This window comes from Arthrobacter pascens (assembly GCF_030816475.1).
GTDB lineage: Bacteria > Actinomycetota > Actinomycetes > Actinomycetales > Micrococcaceae > Arthrobacter > Arthrobacter pascens_B.
The window spans coordinates 3379144-3400662 of the sequence record NZ_JAUSXF010000001.1 but is presented as its reverse complement, the minus strand read 5'-3'; the positions used below and the strand labels follow the sequence as shown (position 1 = coordinate 3400662).

Below are 21519 nucleotides of genomic sequence, written 5' to 3'. Positions count from 1 at the left end.
CCTGCACTGCCCAAACGGCCGCTACATTGCGCTGTCCGAGAATGCGGCCGGCAAAATTTCCGCGTCTGTATACATTCGCGCCCGTTCAGGTGACTCCTTGTGCTTGCGTAAACTTTACGATAGTTTCTACGTGTGATGCAGGTCGCATGGGAAGAATCGTGCGGCGGAGATGCCGAGCAAAGGACAAAGATGACCATCAGCCCTGACGCGCATTTAGCGGAGGAACGCCTCCATCGCATGCACCAACGCCTGGGAGGCATTGCCTACGGCGGGGACTACAACCCCGAGCAGTGGCCCCGCGACGTCTGGCTCGAGGATGCCCGGCTGATGCAGGAAGCAGGGGTCAACCTGGTCACCCTTGCAGTGTTCTCGTGGAGCCGGCTGGAAACGGCTGACGGCGTCTACGACTTCGGCTGGCTGGATGACGTCATGGATCTCATGCACGAACACGGCATCGGCGTGGACCTTGCCACGCCTGATGCTGTTCCGCCAGCCTGGCTCATTGCCCGGCACCCTGACATCCTGCCGGAACTTGCCGACGGCTCCACTTTCGGCTTCGGTTCCCGCCAGCACTTCGACGTCTCCCATCCCGTGTACCGCGAAAAGGCGCTAGCCATGGCTGAACAGATGGGGGATCGCTACGCCAAACACCGGGCGCTGATGATGTGGCACGTGGGCAACGAATACGGCCCCGTCTCCTACGGCCCATGGGCTGCCAAAGCGTTCCGTGGATGGCTGCGGCAGAAATACTCTTCGCTGGAGGAACTCAACCAGGCCTGGAGTGCCGACGTCTGGGGCCAGGTATATTCGGACTGGAACCAGGTGGACGTCCCGGCGCAGCCGCGGACCTGGTCCAACCCCTCGCGCCGCCTCGACTTCCACCGCTTCACGTCGCACAGCATGCTCGAGCACTTCAAGGCCGAGCGGGACATCCTGCGCCGGCACACCCCCGACCTGCCCATCGTCACCAACTTCATGCGCTTCTACAAGACCAACGACTACTGGGCCTGGGCTGCAGAAGAGGACGCCGCCGCCCTGGACATCTACCCCGATCCGCGCGAAGCGGACGCACACGTGGCGGCTGCCCTGAATTTCGACCTCATGCGGTCGCTCCGCAAGGGACAGCCCTGGATGGTCATGGAGCAGGCTACCGGGGCAGTGAGCCAGTGGTCGGTCAACGTTTCCAAGCTCCCGGGCAAGATGCGCCTCGGCTCCTACCAGGCCATTGCCCAGGGTGCCGATTCCATCTTGTTTTTCCAGTGGCGCCAGGCCAAGGGCGGCACGGAGCGTTACCACTCCGCCATGGTGGGCCATGCCGGCCCCAACAGCCGGATCTTCCGCGAGGTCGTCCAGCTGGGAAACGAACTCAAGGACCTTGGCGGCCTGGCGGGAACCCGCGCCACCGCCAAGGTAGCCGTCGTCTTCGACTGGGAATGCTGGTGGGCCCTGGAACTGGGAAATTCACCCCGCTCAGACCTGAACTACGCCCAGGAGGTCCTGCGCCTTTACCGCCCCCTGTTCGATGCCAACATCACCGTGGACTTTGTCAGCGCTCAGAGCGACCTCTCGGCCTACAGCCTGGTCCTTCTGCCGGCGGCGTACCTGCTCAACGACGAATCCGCCCAGCGGTTCGAGGACTACGTGTCCGACGGCGGCCGCCTGGTGGTCTCCTACCTTTCCGGCATCGTGGATGAGTCCAACACGATCCGGCTGGGCGGCTACCCGGGCGCTCTTCGGAAGGTCCTGGGCGCATGGAGCGAGGAAATGCACCCCCTCGCCGGGGAGGGGGAGGAAGTGAAGCTCACAACTTCCGACGGCGGCACCGCCTCCGCCAGTTACTGGACTGAGCACCTGCACACCCAAGAAGCCGAAGTGCTGGCGAGCTATGATTCCGGCCGGCTCGCCGGATCGCCGGCAGTCACCCGCAACACTTTCGGGAAAGGCAGCGCGATGTACCTCTCCGCCCGGGTTGACCCCACCTTCCTGAAGCTCCTGCTCGCAGCCGAATGCGAGGCTGCCGGCGTCCAGCCGGAACTGCAGGCTCCGCCGGGGGTCCAGGTCCGGCGTCGTACTGGCAGCGGCAGCAGCTTCCTGCTGGTACTCAACCACAACGATGCCCCCGCAAGGGTCGACGTCGGCGATGGGGGAACCGACCGGCTCACCGGACGCCGGATCCAAGGAACGGTGGAGCTTCCCCCCAACGAGGTATTGGTCCTCGCAGAACCCACACGATAGGAGGGAACACCCGTGGCACTACGACTTGAAGTCCCACCTGAGGCTCAGCCCGCCATGAAGGGCGTGAAGCCGCCGAAGAAGGCCATGAAGACCAAAACGGGCTGGAAACTTGCCATCAGGCGGGACTGGCGGCTTTACACCCTGCTGGTCCTGCCGCTGCTGTACCTGGCGATTTTCCGGTACCTGCCCATGCTGGGAAACGTGATCGCCTTCCGGCAGTTCCAGCCCGGCGGCAGCATCTTTGGACAGAAATGGGTGGGCCTGAAGTACGTGGTCCTGTTCATCAACGATCCCAGCTTCTGGCAGGCATTCCAGAACACCATCGTCCTGGGCGTCCTGACCCTGCTTTTCTGCTTCCCGATGCCCATCATCTTCGCCCTGATGCTCAATGAGCTGCGCTCGCAGAAGTTCAAGAAGTTCGTCCAAACCGTGGCTTACCTGCCGCACTTCATGTCCGTGGTGATCATCGCCGGCATGATCCTGCAGAACTTTTCCCTCACGGGCACGGTCAACCAGATCTCGGAAGGCCTCTTCGGATCCACGGTGAACTTCACGCAGGACGCCAACTGGTTCCGGCCCATGTACATCAGCTCCGAGGTGTGGCAGACCATGGGCTGGGGTGCCATCCTGTACCTTGCGAGCCTGACCCGCGTCGATGAATCCCTCTACGAAGCAGCCCGAATCGACGGGGCGAACCGCTGGCAGCAGACCTGGCACATCACGCTGCCCGCCATCCGGCCCACCATCGTCACGCTCCTGATCCTGAACATCGGCACATTCATGGCGGTGGGCTTCGAGAAGATCCTGCTGATCTACAACCCGTTGAACTATGCAACCTCTGATGTGATCTCCACCTACCTGTACCGGGTCGGCGTGGAATCCAGCAACTTCAGCTATGCGGCCGCGATCGGGATGTTCGAATCGGTGATCGGACTGGTGCTGATCCTGTCTGCGAACGCCATCTTCCGCCGCACTGCCGGAACGAGCCTCTGGTGAAGGCGGCCGAGGTGTCCACACCCCGGGCTATGAAGGAATCCACGGGCATGAAGGCGTTCAGGGCGTTCAACCTGGTGTTTCTGCTGTCCGTCGTCTTCATCACGGCGTACCCGTTCCTGAATATCATTGCCCAGTCATTTTCCAGTGAAGGCTTCATCAATTCCGGCCGGGTGAACCTGGTGCCGCTGGGCTTCAATGTGGAGACCTACCGGCTGATCCTGGCGGATTCGACGTTCTGGAGCAACTACGGCAACACGGTCCTGTACACGGTGGTGGCCACGGCCATTTCCATGGTCCTGACCACCACGTTTGCCTACGCCATCGCCAAAAAGGACCTGAAGGGCCGCAGTGTTTTCATCGGACTGGCGGTGTTCACCATGTTCTTCAACGGCGGCCTGATCCCCAATTACGTCCTGATCAGTTCGCTGGGAATGCGGGACACCATCTGGGCTGTCGTCCTGCCCAACGCCATCAGCGTCTTCAACCTGCTCATCATGAAGTCATTCTTCGAGAACATGCCGCGGGAACTCGAGGAGGCCGCGGCGATCGACGGGCTCACGCAGTACGGCGTGCTGTTCCGGGTGGTCCTGCCGTTGAGCAAGGCCATCGTGGCCACCATGGTCCTGTTCTATGCGGTGGCCAACTGGAACTCCTGGTTCACGGCTTTCCTGTACCTGGACAAGCCTGAGCTGTTCCCGGTGACGATCTACCTGCGCAACATGATCGCCGGGGTCACCACTGCAGGTTCCGCCGGCGGCACCGTGGAAAACGTGGGGCAGATCGCCGCCAACATCCAGTCCGTCACCATCGTCCTCACCGTCCTCCCCATCCTCTGCGTCTACCCCTTCGTCCAGAAGTACTTCTTTTCGGGCGTCATGCTCGGTTCCGTCAAGGAATAACCTCTTATGAAAGGACACCCAATGATCCCCCAACGACAGCTCCGCAGACGAGACTTCCTCGGCCTTGCGTCCGTCGTCGCGATTGGCCTGACCATGGCAGCGTGCGACTCCGAGGCTGGCATCACTGACACCTCGAAGGCCAGAGCGGGAGCGATGGACAGCTTCGGCGTAGGAGACACGTTCAAGGCAACGGCGCCGCTCACCTTCAGCTTCCTGTTCAGCGACCAACCCACCTACCCGTACAAAAAGGACTGGCTGCTGTGGCAGAAGCTTGCTGCGGACAACAACGTCACCCTCAATCCCACCATTGTTCCCAGCAGTGACTACGAACAGAAGCGCAGCCTGCTGATCAGTTCGGGCAGCGCTCCGGAAATCATCGCGAAGACCTACCCGGGCCAGGAGGCCGCCTACGTCTCGTCCGGTGCTGTGCTGCCGGTCAGTGACCACGTCGGCCTGATGCCCAACTTCCAGGACAAGATCAGGAAATGGAAGCTCGAGCCAGAAATCGAGGGCCTCAGGCAGCAGGACGGAAAGTACTATGTGCTGCCCGGCCTGCACGAGGAACTGTGGCCGGACTACACCCTCGCGGTCCGCACCGACATCTTCCAGAAGCACAATATCGCGATCCCCAAGACCTGGGATGAATTCAGGGATGCCTTGCGGGCCCTGAAGAAGGCCTACCCGGACGTCACCCCTTTCTCGGATCGCTTCAACGGCAATGCGGTCCTCAACATCGCAGGGACCGCCTTCGGCACGGTGAGCGGCTGGGGCCTGGTGGACGGCCTGGTTTTCGACGATTCTGACAAGAAGTTCAGCTTCGGCTCGGGCTCGCAGGAATTCAAGGAACTGCTCACCTACTTCAACTCACTGGTATCCGAAGGGCTGATGGATCCGGAAAGCTTCACCCAGACTGACGACTCCGCCATCCAGAAGTTCGTCTCCGGCAAGTCCTTCGTGATCAGCACCAACTCACAGAACATCGTCACGTACCGGACGTCCATGGAGCAGTCCCTGGGCAAGGGTAACTTCGCGATCTCCAAGATCACCGTTCCCGGCGGGCCTGCCGGGGACCTGATCGGCGGCTCGCGGTTGGAGAACGGCATCATGCTGAATGCTTCCGTTGCCAAGAACGACAACTTTGTGGCGCTGATCCAGTTCATTGACTGGCTTTTCTACAGCGACGCAGGGCAGGAGTTCACGAAGTGGGGAGTCAAGGGGACCACCTACGACGTCGGCGCCGACGGCAAGCGCAAGCTGGCTCCGGACGTCAACTTCCTTGGCCTCAACCCTGCCGGGACCAAGGACCTGCGCGTCGACTATGGCTTCTCCGGCGGAAATTTCGCCTATGGCGGGTCCACTGACCTGCTGCAGTCCACCATGAGTGCGGAAGAGCTCAAGTTCCAGAAGGACATGCAAGGCAAGACCCCGTTGAAGACTCTGCCTCCCGTGCCATACAGCGATACCGACCGTGAACAGGCCACGCTGGCGCTCACGCCGCTGAAGGACCATGTCAAGCAGAACACCCTCAAGTTCATCACCGGACAGCGGCCGCTGAGCCAGTTCGATGCCTACGTCAAGGAACTCGACGCAAAGGGCCAGTCCAAGTACGTAGAGTTGGCCAACAAGGCCTACAAGGCTTATCAGGCCAACGGCAGCAAGAAGTAGGTTCACCCGAAGCCAGCGCCTGCGGGCACGCGAAGGCGGCGGGCACGTGAAGGCAAGGAAGGGTAGGCCGTGGCACTGAAGAAGGCGGAATACGGCTCCGGCCCGCTGTTCAAGGCGGCCGGAGTTGTCTACGGCGTGATGGTGGGCAGTGCCCTGCTGGTGCTGTGCAACATCCCGCTCGTGCTGGCGCCTGTGTTGGTCACATTGGCGAACGCGGCTTCGAACGCGGCTTCGAACCCGGATTTGAACGCCGCCGGCGGGGGTTCCTTCGCTGGCGGCATGGTGGTGCTGCTGTCCTTCGTGCCGGTGGGTCCGTCGCTGGTGGCCGCCGCCTACGCTTTCAACCGTCTGTTGGCGGGGGAGGAGACAGGCGTCCTGCGCGACTTCGTCCGGGGCTACCGCAGCAACTTCCCGAGCGCGCTCATGGTCTGGCTGCCATACGTGGCGGTGCTGGGAGCCATTGTCCTGAACCTGAACTCGCTGCCCGGGTCCCTTGACCCGGGCGATCCGGCCCAGGCCGCCGCCAGGTTCGGTTTGCTGGGACTGGGTCTGATGTTGTGCACCGCGGCCATTACTGCCATGCTGCTGCTGTCCCGGTTTACTTTCCGACGCCGGGACATCCACCGGCTCTCGCTGTTTTGCCTGGGTGCGCAGAAGCGGGTATCCCTTGGCAACGCCGGCATCCTGTTCGTCACGGCGTTCCTATTGACGGTCACCACTGTGTCGCTGCTGATCTTCTTAGCCGGGGTTGTGGTCCACCTGATCTGCCTGAACTCCCGGCCATTGCTGGCGTTCATCGAGCACAAGTTCACGGTGCCTGCCGGGTAGGCGTGGAACCTGGAGCGTGGAGGAGTTTCCGACGGGTCTGGACAGAGGAAGTCAGCAAGCTTAGTGTTTCACACGTGGCGGCCGCCGGCTCGGCCATGATGCGGCCGCCTTCGGTCAGCTGATGCGAACCGACCATCACGAGCAGGAGGAATCAGATGGAAACCGTAGAAGAAACTGTGGACGTGGCCGTTCCGGTACGGACGGCATACAACCAGTGGACGCAGTTTGAGTCTTTTCCGGAGTTCATGTCGGGCGTTGAGTCCGTGACCCAGTTGACCGATACGACCAACCATTGGGTCACCAAAATTGGCGGAGTGGAACGAGAGTTCGACACTGAAATAATCGACCAGCAGCCCGATCAGCGGATTGCCTGGCGCAGCCTCGACGGCAAATCCCACGCCGGCCTTGTCTCCTTCACGTCGCTCGACGCCGACACCACCAGGGTCCATGTGCGATTCGAATGGGCGCCGGAAACCTTTACGGAGAAGGCCGGGGCCGTCCTGAACCTCGACAATATGCAGGTGAAGGCGGACATGCGCAAGTTCAAGGATTTCGTTGAGTCGCGAGGAAGCGAAACGGGCGGCTGGCGCGGTGAAGTGAACGACGCCGGAGCGACCGGGGAGCTCTAGGACCGGCCCTTCCTTCAGTCCAGATCGGGCGCGCTGGCAATAATGTAGTCAGCGGCCACCGGCCCCTTCATCGTCAGGTGGTTGCTGCCGGGGCTGATGCCGCGCCCCTTCAGGGCAGTCCACAGGGCATCGGGGGTCTCGGGCTCCACGTTGTTGAGCAGGCACCAGCTCGTATACAGCCCGTAGAGTTCATCCGCGTCGAGGCCGGATTCGGCATCCGGTTCCTGGTTCACGGACTCCCGGAGGAATTTTTCAATATCAGTGCTTGTCATGCGGCTCCTTCGGGAGGCAGTTTTCGAGGTGGTCCGCTTTGACATTTGCGCCGCACCATTTTTGGACAAATCTACACGTGGAAAGGGCCCTGAAGAGGGTCCGACTACTGGCTGCCTTTGATCTTCCGCCAGCCACCCGCCCGGTTATTCGCGATGATGGCCCTGAACATATCGCCGAGTGCCTGCTCATCGATGTTCTCGCCCTCACGGAAGGCAACGGTGCGGGCGGTTTTGTTGTCGTGTCCGGCGGTGATGATGCCCTGCGGGTCCGGAACGATGCCGCCGTCGTACAGGAAGACGTTGACATGGTCCTTCGCCGCAAGGAGCGCGCAGATATTTCCGTCCAGGACGAAGTACGGCTGGACGGTCCGTTTGATGGTTTCCTCGACACCCGGATCCGCCGCGTGGACCAGGTCGCGGACCCGCTGGCAGATGGCCTGTTGCCATGCCGGGAGTGCTTCGATGTACCGGTCTACCCGTTCGTCCTTGATGTAGTCCACGTGTACCACCATGCCCTTAATCGCTGAGGAGCTGCTCGCGCAGAATGTCCGCATGACCGCAGTGTTGGGCGAGCTCGCGCAGCATATGGAGGTACACCCAGCGCAGGGGGAGCGGGCCGCGGCGGTTTCCGTGGACGAGGTCATCCAGCTGCAGGGAGGACGCCGCCCTGCGGGATGCCTCGCATGCGTCGTGGTGGGCCCGCTGGATGGCGGCGATAGTGTCATCGTCGTCGAGGATGAACGACTCGTCCGGCGTCGTCGGAATGCCGATATCGGCGCGGGGCCTGCACGTGATGGCTTCGTCGAACCAGACCTTCTCGACGAAGGTGGCATGCTTCACCAGGCCCAGCAGCGTAGTCCGGGAAGGCACCAATGACGCGCGGACCTGTTCCTCGGTCAGCCCGTCCAGGCAGCTATTGAGTGCACTCCGATGCTCATTGAGGAATGCCTCGAACTGGGCCCGGGCCGGCTGGCTGATGACTTCTTCGGACAGGGTTACAGGGAGCGAGGGCATGTGTGCAGTATTCCAAGACGGTCCGCCCGGAGCAACCGGCCAGGGAACCTGGCTTAGGCAATGCCCGCAACGTTCCGGTTCTTGCGGCGCCTGTTGACCAGTCCCAGGGAAAGTCCGGCGGCTGCTGCGGAAACGGATGCCACGACGCCGAACGGAACAGGATCGTTGGCTCCGCCGATGCCGACCAGAGGCGCGGCGAGGCCGCCAAAAGCGAACCGGGCCAGTCCCAGCAGGGAGGAGGCTGTGCCGGCGATGTCCGGATAGTCCTTCAGCGCCAGCGAGGTGGCCGGCGGACTGGTCACGGCCACGCCGCTGACCATGGTGAACAGGGACAGGATGATGGCGATCAGGGGTAGATGGAGCAGTGCCGTCGCGAGCAGGCCCAGGGCGCCGGCGGCTGTCATGATCAGGCCAAGGGCGAGCGTTCCTCGTTCAGACCAGCCTTCGGACAGGCGGCCGGCGATGAATCCGAAGACCATGAAGCCCAGGGAGTTGAGTCCGAAAGCGAACGAGTAGCCCTGCGGGGAGAGGCCGTACATGCCTTGGAGGATGTATGTCGCCCCGCTCAGGTAGGCGAAGATCGCAGAGTAGGTGAAGCCGGTGATCAGTACAGCCCCGACGAACACCCTGTCGGCAAGGAGCCGGCGGAAGTCATTGAGGGTATGCGAGAACCCGCCGGTGACGCGCCGGCCTACCGGCAGCGTCTCCGTGAAGACCACCAGTGACGCCACGAGGATGGCGACTCCGACGGCGGCGAGAAACAGGAAGACTCCGCGCCAGTCCGTCACGGCTGCGAGCTGGCCGCCGATGACGGGGCCAATGATGGCCGCCAGTCCTCCAAGCACCGTGAGGCGGCCGTAATAGCGAAGCAGCTTGCCGCCTGAATACACGTCCCGGCCAGCAGCCTGTGCAATGACAATGCCGACGGCGCCGGCGAGGCCCTGCACGAACCTGGCGATGATGAGTGCTTCGACGGTCGGACTTAGTGCGCACAGGCCCGAGGTCACCGTGTAGGCGATGACGCCGATCAGCAGCGGCGTACGGCGGCCGAACCGGTCCGAGAGGGGGCCGGCGATGACCTGTCCGATGGCCAGGCCCAGAAGGCAGGACGTGATGGTCAGCTGGGCCACCGACGTCGTGCTCTGAAGTTCAGCCGTGAGGGCAGGAAGTACGGGCAGGTACAGATCCATGGAAATCGGACCGAAGACTGTCAGCAGTCCGAGCACGACCGCCAGGGGGCGGCCGACGGTCTGTTCACGGGCGGGTACCGGGGTGTCGACGGCGGTCACGCTGGCTCCGTTCTTGTGATGAGGGCCTGTGGCCAGGGCCTGTAGTCAGGGCTTGACCCGGGACTCAGGCCCGAAGGGGAACATGTTCAATGCAACAGGTTCATGCCATTTGCAGCGAGGGCTCTGTTGATCCAGGTTCTCGCAGTACCTCCCTACTCCGTGCCGTCCCGCGGTAGCTTGGACTGGTGGATAACAGGATGGAAGTGCGCGAGTTCCTTGCCTCGAGGCGCGCCAAGATCAGTCCCGAGATGGCCGGACTGACGCTCTTTGGCGGCCGACGCCGGGTCCCCGGCCTGCGCCGTGAAGAGGTTGCCATGCTCGCTGGGGTCAGCGTGGACTATTACACAAAGCTGGAGCGCGGCAACCTGTCCGGTACCTCCGAAAGTGTCCTGGACGCGATCGCCGGTGCACTGAAGCTTGACCAGGCCGAACGGGACCATCTCTACAACCTCGCCCGCACCGCGGGCACCTCAGGCAAGGCCCGCCGTCGTCCGGTTCAACTCAGGGCAGTCCGCCCGCCGCTGCAGTTCATGCTTGACGCCATTACGGGAGCGCCGGCCCTCATCGGCAACCATTACATGGACATCGTCGCGGCCAACCAGCTCGGCTACGCCCTGTACTCGGACATGTACCGCAGCCCCGCACGTCCTGCCAACCACTCCTGCTTCATCTTCCTGGACCCCAAAGCCCGGGACTTCTATCCCGATTGGGAACGGGCGGCCAACACCAACGTCGCCATCCTGCGGACGCAAAGCGGACGCAACCCTTTCGACAAGGCCCTGGCCGACCTGGTCGGGGAACTGTCCACGCGCAGCGACGAATTCCGGACCCGCTGGGCTGCCCACAATGTCCGGCGCCACTACGCTGGAACCAAAATCTTCCGCCATCCCGTGGTGGGGGAGCTTGAGCTCGCCTACGAGGCCATGGAACTCGCCGAAGACCCGGGCTTCACGCTCACGGTCTATCCGGCGGTGCCAGGCTCCCCATCCGACGAACGCCTCCGCCTGCTGGCCAGCTGGGCTGCCACTGAACGAATCCAGGACCTTGCCGCCACGGCCCCGCCACAAAAAGTCCAGCATCCCTGAGGGCTGCTGGACCCCCCAACGCCTTCCTCTCTTCGGCGCCTGAACGGCCGGAATGAACCGCACCCCCGGAAGCGGGGGTGCCAAGCCCAACTTCCGGAGGTGCGGTTCAAAGCCGGCCCTCTTCCTACAGTGAGGAGGCGATTACTGCTGCGTGAGCGTCACCTCGTCACAGTAGCCATCCCCGGTGCCGGAGGCGAGGTGGCAGTATATCCTCGCCGACGTGACACCGGCGCCGGTGGTAAACGTCAGTGACTGCTTGCCGTATGCCGTCGACGTCGTCGATACTGCGGAGACTGCCGTGCCGTTGTAAAGTTTGGCCTCCAGAGCAGTTTGGGAGCCCGCGACCTGGCTGGCGATCGCGCCGGTCAAGCGATAGGTCGTGTTGGGGCTGAGGCCGTAGACGATCTGCCAGAGGGTGCTGCCACTAAGGGACGAATTGGCCAGCCCGGCCAACTTGCCGTTCGAAGCCGTGCTGCTGAGCGAGAAGTCGCCGTTTCGCCACGGCACTGTATGGGCGGATTCGAAGTTGCCGTTGACGAGGTAATTCTTCACCGGGGTAATTGCCAGGTCATCGCAGTAGCCGTTGCCCGTTCCGCTGCTCTTATAGCAGTAGAGGGTCACGGGTCCGTCTGTCGAACCAGTGGTGAAGTCAGCTGATACTTGTGTCCATGCCGTGCTTGAGGCGCTGGCCGTGGTTTCGAGGCCGCCCGAGTTCTTGACGCCGACGTTTACTACTTCTCCGGCGGTTGCCGACTTCACCCAGCCCGAAACCCTATAGGTGGTCCATGGGGCAAGGTTCACCACTTTTTCCACGGAGGCAGGTGCGGATCCGAGGCGGGCGGCGTAGGTGCCGGAGTGGGCTCCGGTGTTCACGACGGAGGCCGTATTCCAGGGACTCCAGCCCGACAAGGACCCGGCCTCGAAACCCAGGTTTTGATTGGCAAGGCAGGTGGCGTCCGAGGGGGAGCTGAACTGGTCTGCTCCGATATCGGGCGGGCAGACGGAGGGGACGGTGGAGCCCCAGTAGTCCTTGCCGCCGTTGTTGGGAATAACCAGCCCGGCGCCGATCGCGGGGGAGCCCGATGTCAGCTGGTATCCGCTCACAGAGCCCGTCCCCGTGCCGCCTGAACCGGCTGACGCCAGAAGAGGATCCGCCGTGATTTTCCGGGGGTCGTTGGGTTCACTGGCCGGATGGTTCCCGTAGAAGATGTTGTTCAGCCAGGCGTACTGATCGGGCGTCTGGCTGGAGTACACGTACCCGCCGCTGCCGTTGTTCACAATAATGTTGTTGGCCACCATGAGGTCGTTCCATGCCCCTGAGGATTCGAAGACGTTAGCGGTGGAACCGGCGGGGATGTAGATCGAGTTGTTGTAGAACTTTGCGTCCGTGGCACCAAGCATGTTGATGACACGGAGCTTGTCGTCCTGGCTGACGTTGTACCGCACAACGGAGTTGCTGTTCAGGCGGGAACCGCCGCCGCAACCGCAGTACAGGATGAAGCCGCCGTCGTTCTGGTGGCTGTAGTTGTACTGCACCACGGTGCCGTCCTGGCCGTAGTCGACGTCGTATCCCTGGCCGTCATTGTTGCCGGTCAGCCTCTTGGTTCCGTAGACCTCGTTGTACTGGATGACGGTCCCGTCGGCATCCCAGGCCCAGACGCCCGCGTTGGCCATATTGGGAGCCAGTGCTGCGTTGTAGACAACGTTGTGTTCGATGACAGCGTTCTGTGTCATCTGGGCGACGATCCCGTCGCCGTCCGTGTCATGGACCGTGTTGTTCCGGATGATCACGCCTTGCCAGGGGGTCCATGCCGGGGTGTTGCAGCCGATGGATGGGCGGCAGAGCCAGGAGCTGCTCATGTTGATTCCGCTGCGGGCAATGTTGGCAACAGTGTTTCCGTCGATGACGACATCGCTGAACCAGGTGGGGGTGGCTGTGCCGAGGACGGCGAAGAGAATCCCCGCGCTTCCATCGACCTCCTTGGAGGTGTTGCCGTTGACGTCGTGGATGTTCAGGTTGCTGACATTGAAGTGGTTCCCGGCGCCGAAGTTCTCCAGGACGATGTAGACGCCCCTGCGGGCGTTCGCACCCTTGACGGCTCCCGTGTTGGTGATTTCGAGGTTCCGGATTTCCCAGTATTGCTGGTTGTAGAGGTAGACGGCGTCCGTTGCTCCGCCGGCATTGATCTTTGGCAGGGCTCCGGTGCCGTAAGCGTCGATGGTGATTGATCCGCCCGCGGCACTGCCTGATCCGAGGGGATGCAGGGTTCCTGCGCAGCTGGTGCCACGCTTGAAGAGGAGCTGATCGCCGGGGGCGAAGGTGGTTGTATTCGGGGTGGCAAAGCTGTTCCAGGGGGACGTTTGGGTTCCGGTGCCGTTGGCTGCGGCGGAGCAGTCGACGTAGTAGGTCGCACCTGCCGCGCTCGCCGGCACTGATGTTCCGATGACACCCGTAGCCACTAGCAGTGCTGCAACGACGCTGGCCGCCGTTGCGGCCATGCGCCTTCGCGCAGACTTTCGTTTCATCTCTTCCTCTTTCTTACGGCGCCGTCGTTGGCGTCGAACCTGGGGTGACCGCAGCATCGGTCAATGCCGCATCGATTTCCTGGGCAAGTACGACCCGATTGCTCCATGAGCGGACCACGTGGCCGTCTTCGATCAGGACGGTGGTGACGGCGTCTTTGGCTGAGTCGATGGCCTGGGCAAGCGAAGCTGCATTGTCTCTGACCACTCCTGAACGGGGAAGCTGCCAATCGGCGGCGAAATTCACCATTGATTCCGTGGTCGCCGACTTGCTGGAGCTGACAATGAGGGCCCGGATGTCCGGATGCTGTGTGGCGACGCTCTTGAGGACCACGATCTGGCTGCGGGCGTCCGGTTCGCTTACGTGTCCGTTACTGCCCACCGGCACTGAGGAGACCAAAGAGATTCCGCGAGCCAAGGAGAGGTCTGAGGAGTCGACGGCCTTGCCCTGCCAGAGGTCGACTGAGGCGCCTGGGCCTGAGCAGCCTGTAGCGGCGGCCAGGATAAGTGCGGCAGCGGCAGCCTTTCCCGCCGGCAATGTCAGCCCGAAGGAACGACAGCCGTTTGGCCTGGGTTTTGGGGGAGGTGGAAGTACGGGCCTAATGGGCAACAACGGTCTACGCCTCCTGGTTTCGAACTCTGCACCGAGTTCCTGGGCAGACGTTAGCCCGCGCGGATTCCTCTTGTCAATCGATATACATTTGCTGGCGAAACGGATTGTTGGAGGGGTATATTCTGGAGCACTGGGAAACGGCAGTGAGGGCAGAACGATTCGTGACGAAGGAAACTGACGCCGTAAAGGCAGCGACGATCCGCCGGGCGGCGACCATTTACGATGTCGCGGAAACGGCCGGAGTCTCCACCCAGACAGTGACCCGCTTCCTCAACGGCTTCCAGGGAATCAGGCCGGCCACCAAGGCAAAGGTCCGCCAGGCCATGGAGGAACTTGACTTCCGTCCGAACCCGCTGGCCCGGGCGCTGAGGACAAGCCAGCCCACGCGCATTCTCCTGTTCGTGTACGAGCTGTCGGAAGCAGGGCCAAGCAATATCGTCCGCGCCGCAGCCAGCGCCGCTGCGGCGGCAGGATATGTTCTGGAAATCGTGAATCTCGACGTCGATTCACCGGAAACCAGCGCAAGGACCGTCAAACAGACGGGCCTGCAGTACGTGGCCGGCGCACTGGCCTTGGCGCCTACAAAAGAATTCGCCGAACTCTTCGACGAACTCGCCCTGCACGTCCCGCTATTGCGTGAAGTCAACGGTGACGGCCTGCAAGGACCTCACGCGCAGTCAGACATTGACCCGGGCGCCCAGCTTGTGGTCCGCCACTTGCACGACCTTGGCCATCGGCGGATCTACATCATCGCCGGACCCGAGGGGTGGTTCTCCACCACAAAGCGCCTACAGACGGCTGTCCGCGAGGCCGCAACGCTCGGGATGGCCGTAACAGGAATGGAGCACGGGGACTGGTCTGCCGCCTCCGGATTCAGGATCACCAGGGACGCGGGCTTTGATGACGGCACGACGGCGATCGTGGCTGCCAATGATGAAATGGCGATGGGCGCGCTCGCCGCACTCGACAAGCGCGGGATTGACGTGCCTGGTGATATGAGCATTGTGGGATTTGATGATGTTCGGGGCGCTGCCTATTACAAACCCGCGCTGACGAGCGTCCACATCGATTTCAAGGCCGCCGGTGAACTGGCAGTCTCAAGGTTGCTGGCACTCATCACCAAGCCCGGTGAAGAGGCCCTGGAGCCGCTCATTGTTCCGCCGCGACTGGTGGTGCGCGCGTCGACTGCGCCCATTTCCTGAAATCCCAGGTGTGAGCGCCTGAAGCTTTAAGGCGCCGGCTCCCATTTATGATGCTGGCATGGGGGAACATCAACGCAGGCCGCTTTTTGGCGACCACAGGCAGGTTTACGTCGAGATTGCCATCCGGGCGCCCATGGAGCGGCTGTGGACACTGAGCCAGGATCCGGACCTGCATCCGCGGTGGGACCTGAGGTTTTCCCGGATCGTTCCGACCGGCCGGGAGCCTGACGGGCCGACCAGGTTCCGTTATGAGTTCCGGCTTCCGTTCCACACGATCAAAGGGACCGGAACGTCCTTGGGCAACAGGTTTCGGGGAGACGGACAGGCCACCTCAGTCCTGAAGTTCTCCACCACGGACCCACTTTCGCCGATCGGGCCAGGCTCAGGCTATTGGCGTTACATTCCCACGGAACAGGGAGTCCGGTTCGTCACCGGCTATAACTATCAGCCAGGAATGGGCCGGTTCGGCGGGATGCTGGATGGCCCGGTGATCCGGCCGCTTCTGGGGTGGGCGACGGCACTAAGCTTTGACCGGTTGCGGTTGTGGGCGGAATCGGACGTCGACCCCAGGCAATCGCGCAACCGGTGGATTATCGATGCAACAGCCAGGTCTGCCGGACTCCTAGCCGCGGCGTTCCTGATCCGCCCGGCGTTCACCAGCGGCAGGGCCGACGCCGCTCTGATCCTCGCGTTGGGTACCGCCCTCGCAGCACTAGTGACTCCGTCGCATTGGACCGTCCCGCGAGCCAGGCGTTGCCTGCGACGGGCGCCTGACCGGCGCTCGGCCCTGGCCCCGTCCGCGCTCGGATCCCTTCCGTCGCCGGAGAAGAAACAGGCCCAGGCTCAGACGGTGGGGCAGGAGTAGGTATGGCATCGATCTTTGCCCGTGCGCTGGGAGAGGATTTCCAACGCCTCCACCCCATGCTGCAACAGCGGTTCGGCGTTGACACGGAATCCGGCTACGCCTGCGTGGGACGGGGCGTCTTCTCCGAAGTCCGGCGCGGAGCCTGGTGGACCGAGCCGTTCCTGCGCCTCGGGGCGTACCGCAACATCCTCTTCCCGGACCAGGGATCGAACATTCCCTTCACCATTGAAAACTACCCCTACATTGACGGCTTGGGTCGGCCCACTGTCACCTTCGTCCGCACATTGGAGCTATCGCCGTCCAAGCAACGCCGCTTCGACGCAACCATGATTTACAGTGCTGAGAACGGCGGGATCGTCGATTATCTCGGCACGCACCAGCACCTCGCCACCGACCTCGTCCTTGAGGTGCTGGCTGATGGGTCGCTGCATCTTCAATCCACGAGCCAGCGTTTCTACGAAGGCTTCCTCGGTTTCACCTTCCCGCCGGCGTTTACCGGGACCGCCGATCTTTATGAGACATTCGACGACGATCGAGGAGTCTTCACCATCCAGGTGCAGGTCAGGAACCCTGTCCTGGGATTCCTCTTCGGGTACAGGGGCGAGTTCACCTGCACGTTTCCTGCCATCCCGGCCGAAGGCGCTCCACAACGGCTGAGGCCGATCCGTGAGGAGCACCGGCAGTAGCTAAGGCGTGAGGTCTCCCCGAGCAACAACGCGAAGCCAACGATCCCTGAATTAGGATGATGCTTTGATGAAGGGAGCCTGGTGAACAAGAACCGCCTGGAGGCGTTTAGCGATGGCGTGCTGGCCATCATCATCACCATCATGGTGCTGGAGCTGCATGTGCCGGAGGAACCGACATGGCACGGCCTGGCCAGTGTCCTGCCCACTTTCCTCAGTTACCTGCTCAGCTTCGTTTACGTCGGGATCTACTGGAACAACCATCACCACATGATCCACTTGGCCGACCGGGTCAACGGGGCGATCCTTTGGTCCAATTTGCACCTGTTGTTCTGGCTTTCGCTGATTCCGTTCAGCACCCGCTGGATGGATGAATCCGGCTTCGTTCAGATCCCGGTGCTGACGTACGGAATCAACCTGCTCTGTGCGGCGATCGCCTACTTCGTCCTCGAGCAGGCCCTGATCCGGAAACAGGGCAGAGACGGGGCCCTCGCCCGGGCCGTTGGCCGGGACTGGAAAGGCAAAGCTTCCCCGCTGATCTACCTCATTGGCATCGCCCTGGGTGTCGTGCAGCCGCTGCTCGGCCTTGCGGCCTACACAGTGGTTGCCCTGATCTGGCTGATTCCCGACCGCCGCGTCGAGCACTTCGTCACCCGGGCACCCGGGGACTAACCGGCCCGGTCATTCGGGCAACGGCCACTTCAAGGACCGGTGATCCCACAGTAAGGACGTCGGATTCGCGGGATAATGGGACTATGACCAGCCAGGATCAGGACCGGGACCCTTGGGAGGAGTTCGACAGGCTCCAGCCGGCCGGCCCTGACCGCGTGGAAGGGTATCCCGGTGGAGAGCCGATGGGCTTCGGCTTCCGGACGGGCGTGCGCAGTGCCCGGGTGGCCTTCGGATTCGCGGTCTACGCCCTGGCACTGGTAAGCACGCTTGTCCTTATCGGTGCCATCGTCTTCATCGGCGAGAGCCAGTGGCTGTTGCTGGGCCTGATGGTGTTGATTGAGGCGGCATCAGTCCTTGCCTTCGTCGGACTGGTGCATCAGGCGCGCAACCGGCGTTCTGCCCGTTAGCGGCCCAAGCGGGCCGAAGCTCCACATGAGGTATCTCAGGCTCCGACGAAAACGCTGCGGGACGCCTGGCAAGGATCGCGTTCAAGGACTGGACGGCGCGGGCCCGCTGCTCCGTCCCCGTGGGGAGAAGCTCAAAGCGGTCCTGGAATGGTGTGGACCTTCCTTGGATTTCGAACACCAGCTTCGGCCGGGAGGCAAGAGGGCCGTTCAGTTCCTCCAGTCGGACGTCTTGCACAAAGCTCCAAGGGATCAGCCCGAAAGAGAGGGCCCGTCGAGGACGGATCAGTTCGATTCCCCGCCCGTCTGCGACCACGAGGACGCGCCCGCCGCGGCCTCTGGCATGTCGCAGCAGCGGTCCGGGCCTCAGGAAAAAGCCGGTGTGCTCGACGGCCCAGTATGTTTCGACGACGACCGCGTCAGGCCGTGCGGCACGGACGGCCTCCGCAGTCTTCCTGGCCCTTCTGATTGGAATGGCCAGCAGGAAGAACATGAGGAGGCCGACAATCACCAGCGCGAGGAGCAGGTCCCACAGCATCTCGGTTCCCCTCGAGCGGATCCCGATGACCAAGCGGGCGGCGAACAGAGCAGCACTGGCGGCCAAGAGCATGATGCGGAAAGGGGACACCCTGGACTTGCGATTGTCAGTCATGTGGATCTCTCTACAAGTGGCCGGAAGGGCCTTTTTATATGCGTCTGTGGGTGCCCTAGCTACTGACATCGCATACCTAAGAGGAAGGCGTCACGCCGGAGGTGCCCAGCACCGATCCGTCAGCGGCCAGAGCCTGGACGGCCGCAAATTTGGCGCTGGCGACGGCCACCATGGTTTCGAATCCGCTCCTGGGCACCGTGCCGGCTGCCTTGAGGGAGTTGCTGTCCGGGCCGGTGAGTACCCGCCAGGACTTGACCTCTGTGGCCCCGTTCCAGCTGGCAAAGACCTGCATGCTCTGGCCGGCGCCGTTTTTGATCGCCATGCTGGGTGGCGTGTCCGGCTGCGCGGTCCACGGGAACCGGTAGACCCGGTAGCAGCCGTTGCCGAGTCCCGCGGCCTCGAAGACCGCAGTTCCGTCCGCAGAGAATTCGGTTGCCGAAGGGTCGGCGCCCCAGCCGACCATCACGTTGCCATTGGGCAGCAGCTGGATGTTTCCTTCGGCGTTGCCGCCGTGCCCGGCATTGGCAAACTCCTGCTTGAGGGTAACCGTCTTCGCGGCCTCGTCGATGTTGAGCAACAGCCCGCGGGAGGTGCCGGTCGTCTCTTCGGCGAAGTGGTTGTCAAAGAGGCTGATCAGCGTGGCGGACCTCCGGCGGGCGTCGTGCTGCCAGGCGAAGGCGGCGTTATCCGCGACGGTGAAATCACTCTTCTTGCCGCCGATCCGCCAGCGAACATCCCCGGATTTGCGGTCGATCTGGTAGAGCGTATGGGTGTGCCTGGACGAGATAAGCAAGGCATCGCCGTCGTCGTCCACGGAGTTCAGATGGTAGGCATCGAAGGCATTGGCCTCGGTGGTCCCGTCCTTGGACAGCTTCCCGCCGGCAGTGGCGTACGTTTCGGTCAGGCCGATGTGTTCGGAGGCTTTCCAGTCAAGCAAGACGGCGCCGCTCCGCACATCGACTTCCTGCACGTGGCAGTCAAGCAGGTATCCCTTGGCAGGACCTCCGACGGCGGTGAGGTCCGCCTGCGCTGTGGGGTAGGCGAGGATCAGCGCGGTTCCCGCATCCGTGAGCCTGAACTCATGCAGGTCGATGCTGAGACCATTCCCCGCACTGACAGACGCGACGGTCCGGTAAGCAGAGTCCAGGATGACTCCCTTGCCGGCGCCGTGGCCGCCCTCGCTGGTCCCCTGCCAGTAGGTGAGCACCTGTTTGCCTTCGAATGTCTGCACCCGCAGGTCCATTGCCCCGGCGCCGCTGGGCTCCATCCAGACCGGCCTGCTGCCGCTATCGAGGATGACGGCCGCCGAGCCGTGCCCCTGCGGTGTGGCGAAAACAAGTCCCGGAGCCGTTTGGCCGGCCCCCCAGCTCGTCACATGCGGCGTGGTGAGCTTGCTGCTTACGAAGGTCCTGTCGGGAAGCGCGGCGCTTCCGGTCGGCTGGCCTGCCGACGGGGTTGCGGCGGGAGGGGGCGTCGCCGTCGTCGACGCAACCCGCTCAGGGAGCAGGGTCCTGCCCGCGAAGGTTCCGGCTCCCAGGGCCCCGATGCCGGCCAGACCAGTGCTGGCGAGCATGGACCGCCGGGTGACCATGCCGTGCAGCCAGGACACCTGTTTGTTCAGCGGGTGATGTTCGTGTTCGTCCGTCGTTTTCATGCTCTAATGATTGATCCGCAGCCTCGGAGGCAACTGGCCGGATCCCGCGAAGTCGCTGTGAGCGCTCAGACGGACGCGTGGAGGTCCAATTCGGAGATCGTCCCGTGCGGAACGTCGCTGGAGAGCTCGACGGTGAACGTCCGGTGGTCATGCCGGGTCACCAGCACTCCGGGCCCGGGGTTCTTGAGAGCCTCCCCGATCGCTTCCTCGAGGGCCCTGTCGAGTTCGTTCTGGAGTTCACTCCGATGGTCGATCCTGACCTGGACGGCGTAGTGGGTCTGGTCAATCATTGCGGTCCTTCTACTGTCATTGAATTGCCTCATGGATGGGTGTCGGTCCATTGCCCCAGGCCGGGCCTAGGGGGTCAGGACGAGCTTGCGCGGGGCGCCCTGCTGCTGCAGCTCCCACGCCCGCTTGCAGTCGGCGAGTCGGAGAGTCATCGTGTCGACGGTCAGGGCGCCGGTGGCCGCGAGCTCGGTCAGTCTCAGGTACGCGTCGCGGCGGACCTGGACCGGCGGGTCGATGTGGGCGAACCCCAGGAGCTCCAGTCGTGCTGCCCGGATGATGGCGGCCGGCAATTCAAGGGTGGCCCCCGCTGACTGGCCGATCTGGATGTGACGGGCGCCGCGGGCAGCCACGTGCATGGCGGCCAGGGCGGGTGCACCCCACACCGGGTCAATGATGACGTCGAAGCCGCGTCCGCCGACGGCGTCGCGGAAGGCGCCCACCAGATCGGTGTCCGGGGTGATGGTAACGGTGGCATCGGCGCCGTGCTCGCTGGAGCGGGCCAGCCGGTCCGGGTCCCGGTCAGCGGCCACCACGGTGGCCGCCCCGAGGGCCTTGGCCAGCTGTACGGCGACGGATCCGAGCGCCCCGGTCGCGCCCAGGACCAGGACGTTCTGGCCGGGCTGCAGGTTGGCGCGCCACGTGAGGGCGAGCCAGGCGGCCAGCCCGGTGTTGCCCAGCGCAGCGGCGGTGACGTCGTCGACGTCGTCGGCCAGGTCGAGCAGGTCCTGCTCCGCGACCAGCGTCCGCTCGGCCCAGGAGCCGTGTGGCGCCACCGGTGAGGTGAAGAAGACCCGGCGGCCGGCGGTGGTCCGGCCAACGCCGTCGGCGCCAATCACGTACGGAAGAGTGTCGGGATCGCCGAAGGCGCCGGATGCCTTGGCCAGGTCAAGATGATGGACACCCGCAGCGGTGACGTCGACGACGACGTGGCCGCCACGGGGCCGGGGGTCGGGAAAATCCGCATAGCTGGGCGTGGTTCCGGTCTGGGTCAGAACTGCTACCTTCATGGTGTGCTTCCTTCGTGTCTGGTGGGGGTCCCGGGGCCGCACAT

21 protein-coding genes are annotated in these 21519 nt (G+C 63.2%); 12 read left to right on the top strand and 9 right to left on the bottom strand.

Annotation, left to right across the window (positions count from 1 at the left end; translation table 11 throughout):
- Positions 1-189 precede the first annotated feature (189 nt).
- From QFZ40_RS15550 to QFZ40_RS15525, 6 genes are all read left to right on the top strand, one after another.
- Positions 190-2235 carry a beta-galactosidase gene (locus QFZ40_RS15550; protein ID WP_306905519.1) on the top strand — a complete coding sequence of 682 codons (2046 nt, stop codon included), beginning with the start codon at positions 190-192 and terminating at the stop codon, positions 2233-2235.
- A 12-nt stretch (positions 2236-2247) separates the two neighbouring features.
- Positions 2248-3231 (top strand): ABC transporter permease, encoded by a 984-nt coding sequence (locus QFZ40_RS15545; RefSeq protein ID WP_306905518.1) that lies wholly within the window; start codon positions 2248-2250, stop codon positions 3229-3231.
- Positions 3232-3260: 29 nt separating this feature from the next.
- The gene (locus tag QFZ40_RS15540; RefSeq protein ID WP_306906940.1) at positions 3261-4130 is read left to right on the top strand and encodes a carbohydrate ABC transporter permease; all 870 of its coding nucleotides are present in this window, start codon (positions 3261-3263) and stop codon (positions 4128-4130) included.
- A gap of 21 nt (positions 4131-4151) precedes the next feature.
- Positions 4152-5795, top strand: coding sequence for an ABC transporter substrate-binding protein (locus QFZ40_RS15535; RefSeq protein WP_306905516.1), 1644 nt, complete (start codon positions 4152-4154; stop codon positions 5793-5795).
- A gap of 69 nt (positions 5796-5864) precedes the next feature.
- Positions 5865-6623: a DUF624 domain-containing protein gene (locus QFZ40_RS15530; protein WP_306905515.1), complete on the top strand. Its 759-nt coding sequence runs from the start codon at positions 5865-5867 to the stop codon at positions 6621-6623.
- Between the two features lie 155 nt (positions 6624-6778).
- Complete coding sequence (locus QFZ40_RS15525; RefSeq protein WP_306905514.1) at positions 6779-7252, top strand: SRPBCC family protein; 474 nt, start codon at positions 6779-6781, stop codon at positions 7250-7252.
- Positions 7253-7266: 14 nt separating this feature from the next.
- On the opposite strand, the gene QFZ40_RS15520 is transcribed toward QFZ40_RS15525, so the two are convergent.
- The 4 genes from QFZ40_RS15520 to QFZ40_RS15505 form a co-directional block, all read right to left on the bottom strand.
- On the bottom strand, positions 7267-7524 hold the full coding sequence (locus QFZ40_RS15520) for a hypothetical protein (RefSeq protein WP_306905513.1): 258 nt from the start codon (positions 7522-7524) through the stop codon (positions 7267-7269).
- A 104-nt stretch (positions 7525-7628) separates the two neighbouring features.
- Positions 7629-8078, bottom strand: coding sequence for a DUF1801 domain-containing protein (locus QFZ40_RS15515; protein WP_306905512.1), 450 nt, complete (start codon positions 8076-8078; stop codon positions 7629-7631).
- The gene (locus tag QFZ40_RS15510) at positions 8041-8538 is read right to left on the bottom strand and encodes a DinB family protein (RefSeq protein ID WP_306905511.1); all 498 of its coding nucleotides are present in this window, start codon (positions 8536-8538) and stop codon (positions 8041-8043) included. The genes QFZ40_RS15515 and QFZ40_RS15510 overlap by 38 nt, the downstream gene beginning before the upstream one ends.
- A 53-nt stretch (positions 8539-8591) precedes the next feature.
- Positions 8592-9827, bottom strand: coding sequence for a multidrug effflux MFS transporter (locus QFZ40_RS15505; RefSeq protein WP_306905509.1), 1236 nt, complete (start codon positions 9825-9827; stop codon positions 8592-8594).
- A 185-nt stretch (positions 9828-10012) separates the two neighbouring features.
- On the opposite strand from QFZ40_RS15505, the gene QFZ40_RS15500 reads away from it, so the two are divergent.
- A complete protein-coding gene (locus QFZ40_RS15500; protein ID WP_306905508.1) occupies positions 10013-10912 on the top strand; it encodes a helix-turn-helix transcriptional regulator in 900 nt (299 codons plus the stop codon).
- A 141-nt stretch (positions 10913-11053) separates the two neighbouring features.
- Here QFZ40_RS15500 and QFZ40_RS15495 read toward each other — a convergent pair whose 3' ends face one another.
- Entirely contained in the window at positions 11054-13438 is a 2385-nt protein-coding gene (locus tag QFZ40_RS15495; protein WP_306905507.1) for a carbohydrate binding domain-containing protein, read from the bottom strand.
- A 13-nt stretch (positions 13439-13451) separates the two neighbouring features.
- Positions 13452-13973 carry a hypothetical protein gene (locus QFZ40_RS15490; protein ID WP_306905505.1) on the bottom strand — a complete coding sequence of 174 codons (522 nt, stop codon included), beginning with the start codon at positions 13971-13973 and terminating at the stop codon, positions 13452-13454.
- 236 nt (positions 13974-14209) lie between these two features.
- Between QFZ40_RS15490 and QFZ40_RS15485 the strand changes: the two genes are divergently transcribed.
- The 5 genes from QFZ40_RS15485 (at position 14210) to QFZ40_RS15465 (ending at position 17877) form a co-directional block, all read left to right on the top strand.
- Positions 14210-15250 carry a LacI family DNA-binding transcriptional regulator gene (locus tag QFZ40_RS15485; protein ID WP_306905503.1) on the top strand — a complete coding sequence of 347 codons (1041 nt, stop codon included), beginning with the start codon at positions 14210-14212 and terminating at the stop codon, positions 15248-15250.
- Between the two features lie 58 nt (positions 15251-15308).
- Positions 15309-16115 (top strand): SRPBCC family protein, encoded by an 807-nt coding sequence (locus QFZ40_RS15480; RefSeq protein WP_306905501.1) that lies wholly within the window; start codon positions 15309-15311, stop codon positions 16113-16115.
- 2 nt (positions 16116-16117) lie between these two features.
- Entirely contained in the window at positions 16118-16801 is a 684-nt protein-coding gene (locus QFZ40_RS15475; protein WP_306905499.1) for a DUF4166 domain-containing protein, read from the top strand.
- 81 nt (positions 16802-16882) lie between these two features.
- Positions 16883-17470, top strand: a complete 588-nt coding sequence (locus tag QFZ40_RS15470) for a TMEM175 family protein (protein ID WP_306905497.1) — start codon at positions 16883-16885, stop codon at positions 17468-17470.
- An 83-nt stretch (positions 17471-17553) separates the two neighbouring features.
- Positions 17554-17877, top strand: coding sequence for a hypothetical protein (locus tag QFZ40_RS15465; RefSeq protein WP_306905495.1), 324 nt, complete (start codon positions 17554-17556; stop codon positions 17875-17877).
- Between the two features lie 725 nt (positions 17878-18602).
- Here the strand turns inward: QFZ40_RS15465 and QFZ40_RS15460 are convergent.
- The 3 genes from QFZ40_RS15460 to QFZ40_RS15450 form a co-directional block, all read right to left on the bottom strand.
- On the bottom strand, positions 18603-20180 hold the full coding sequence (locus QFZ40_RS15460) for an arylsulfotransferase family protein (RefSeq protein ID WP_306905493.1): 1578 nt from the start codon (positions 20178-20180) through the stop codon (positions 18603-18605).
- A gap of 65 nt (positions 20181-20245) precedes the next feature.
- Positions 20246-20470 (bottom strand): hypothetical protein, encoded by a 225-nt coding sequence (locus QFZ40_RS15455; RefSeq protein WP_306905491.1) that lies wholly within the window; start codon positions 20468-20470, stop codon positions 20246-20248.
- A 66-nt stretch (positions 20471-20536) separates the two neighbouring features.
- Positions 20537-21475, bottom strand: coding sequence for a quinone oxidoreductase family protein (locus QFZ40_RS15450; RefSeq protein WP_306905488.1), 939 nt, complete (start codon positions 21473-21475; stop codon positions 20537-20539).
- Between the last annotated feature and the right edge of the window lie 44 nt (positions 21476-21519).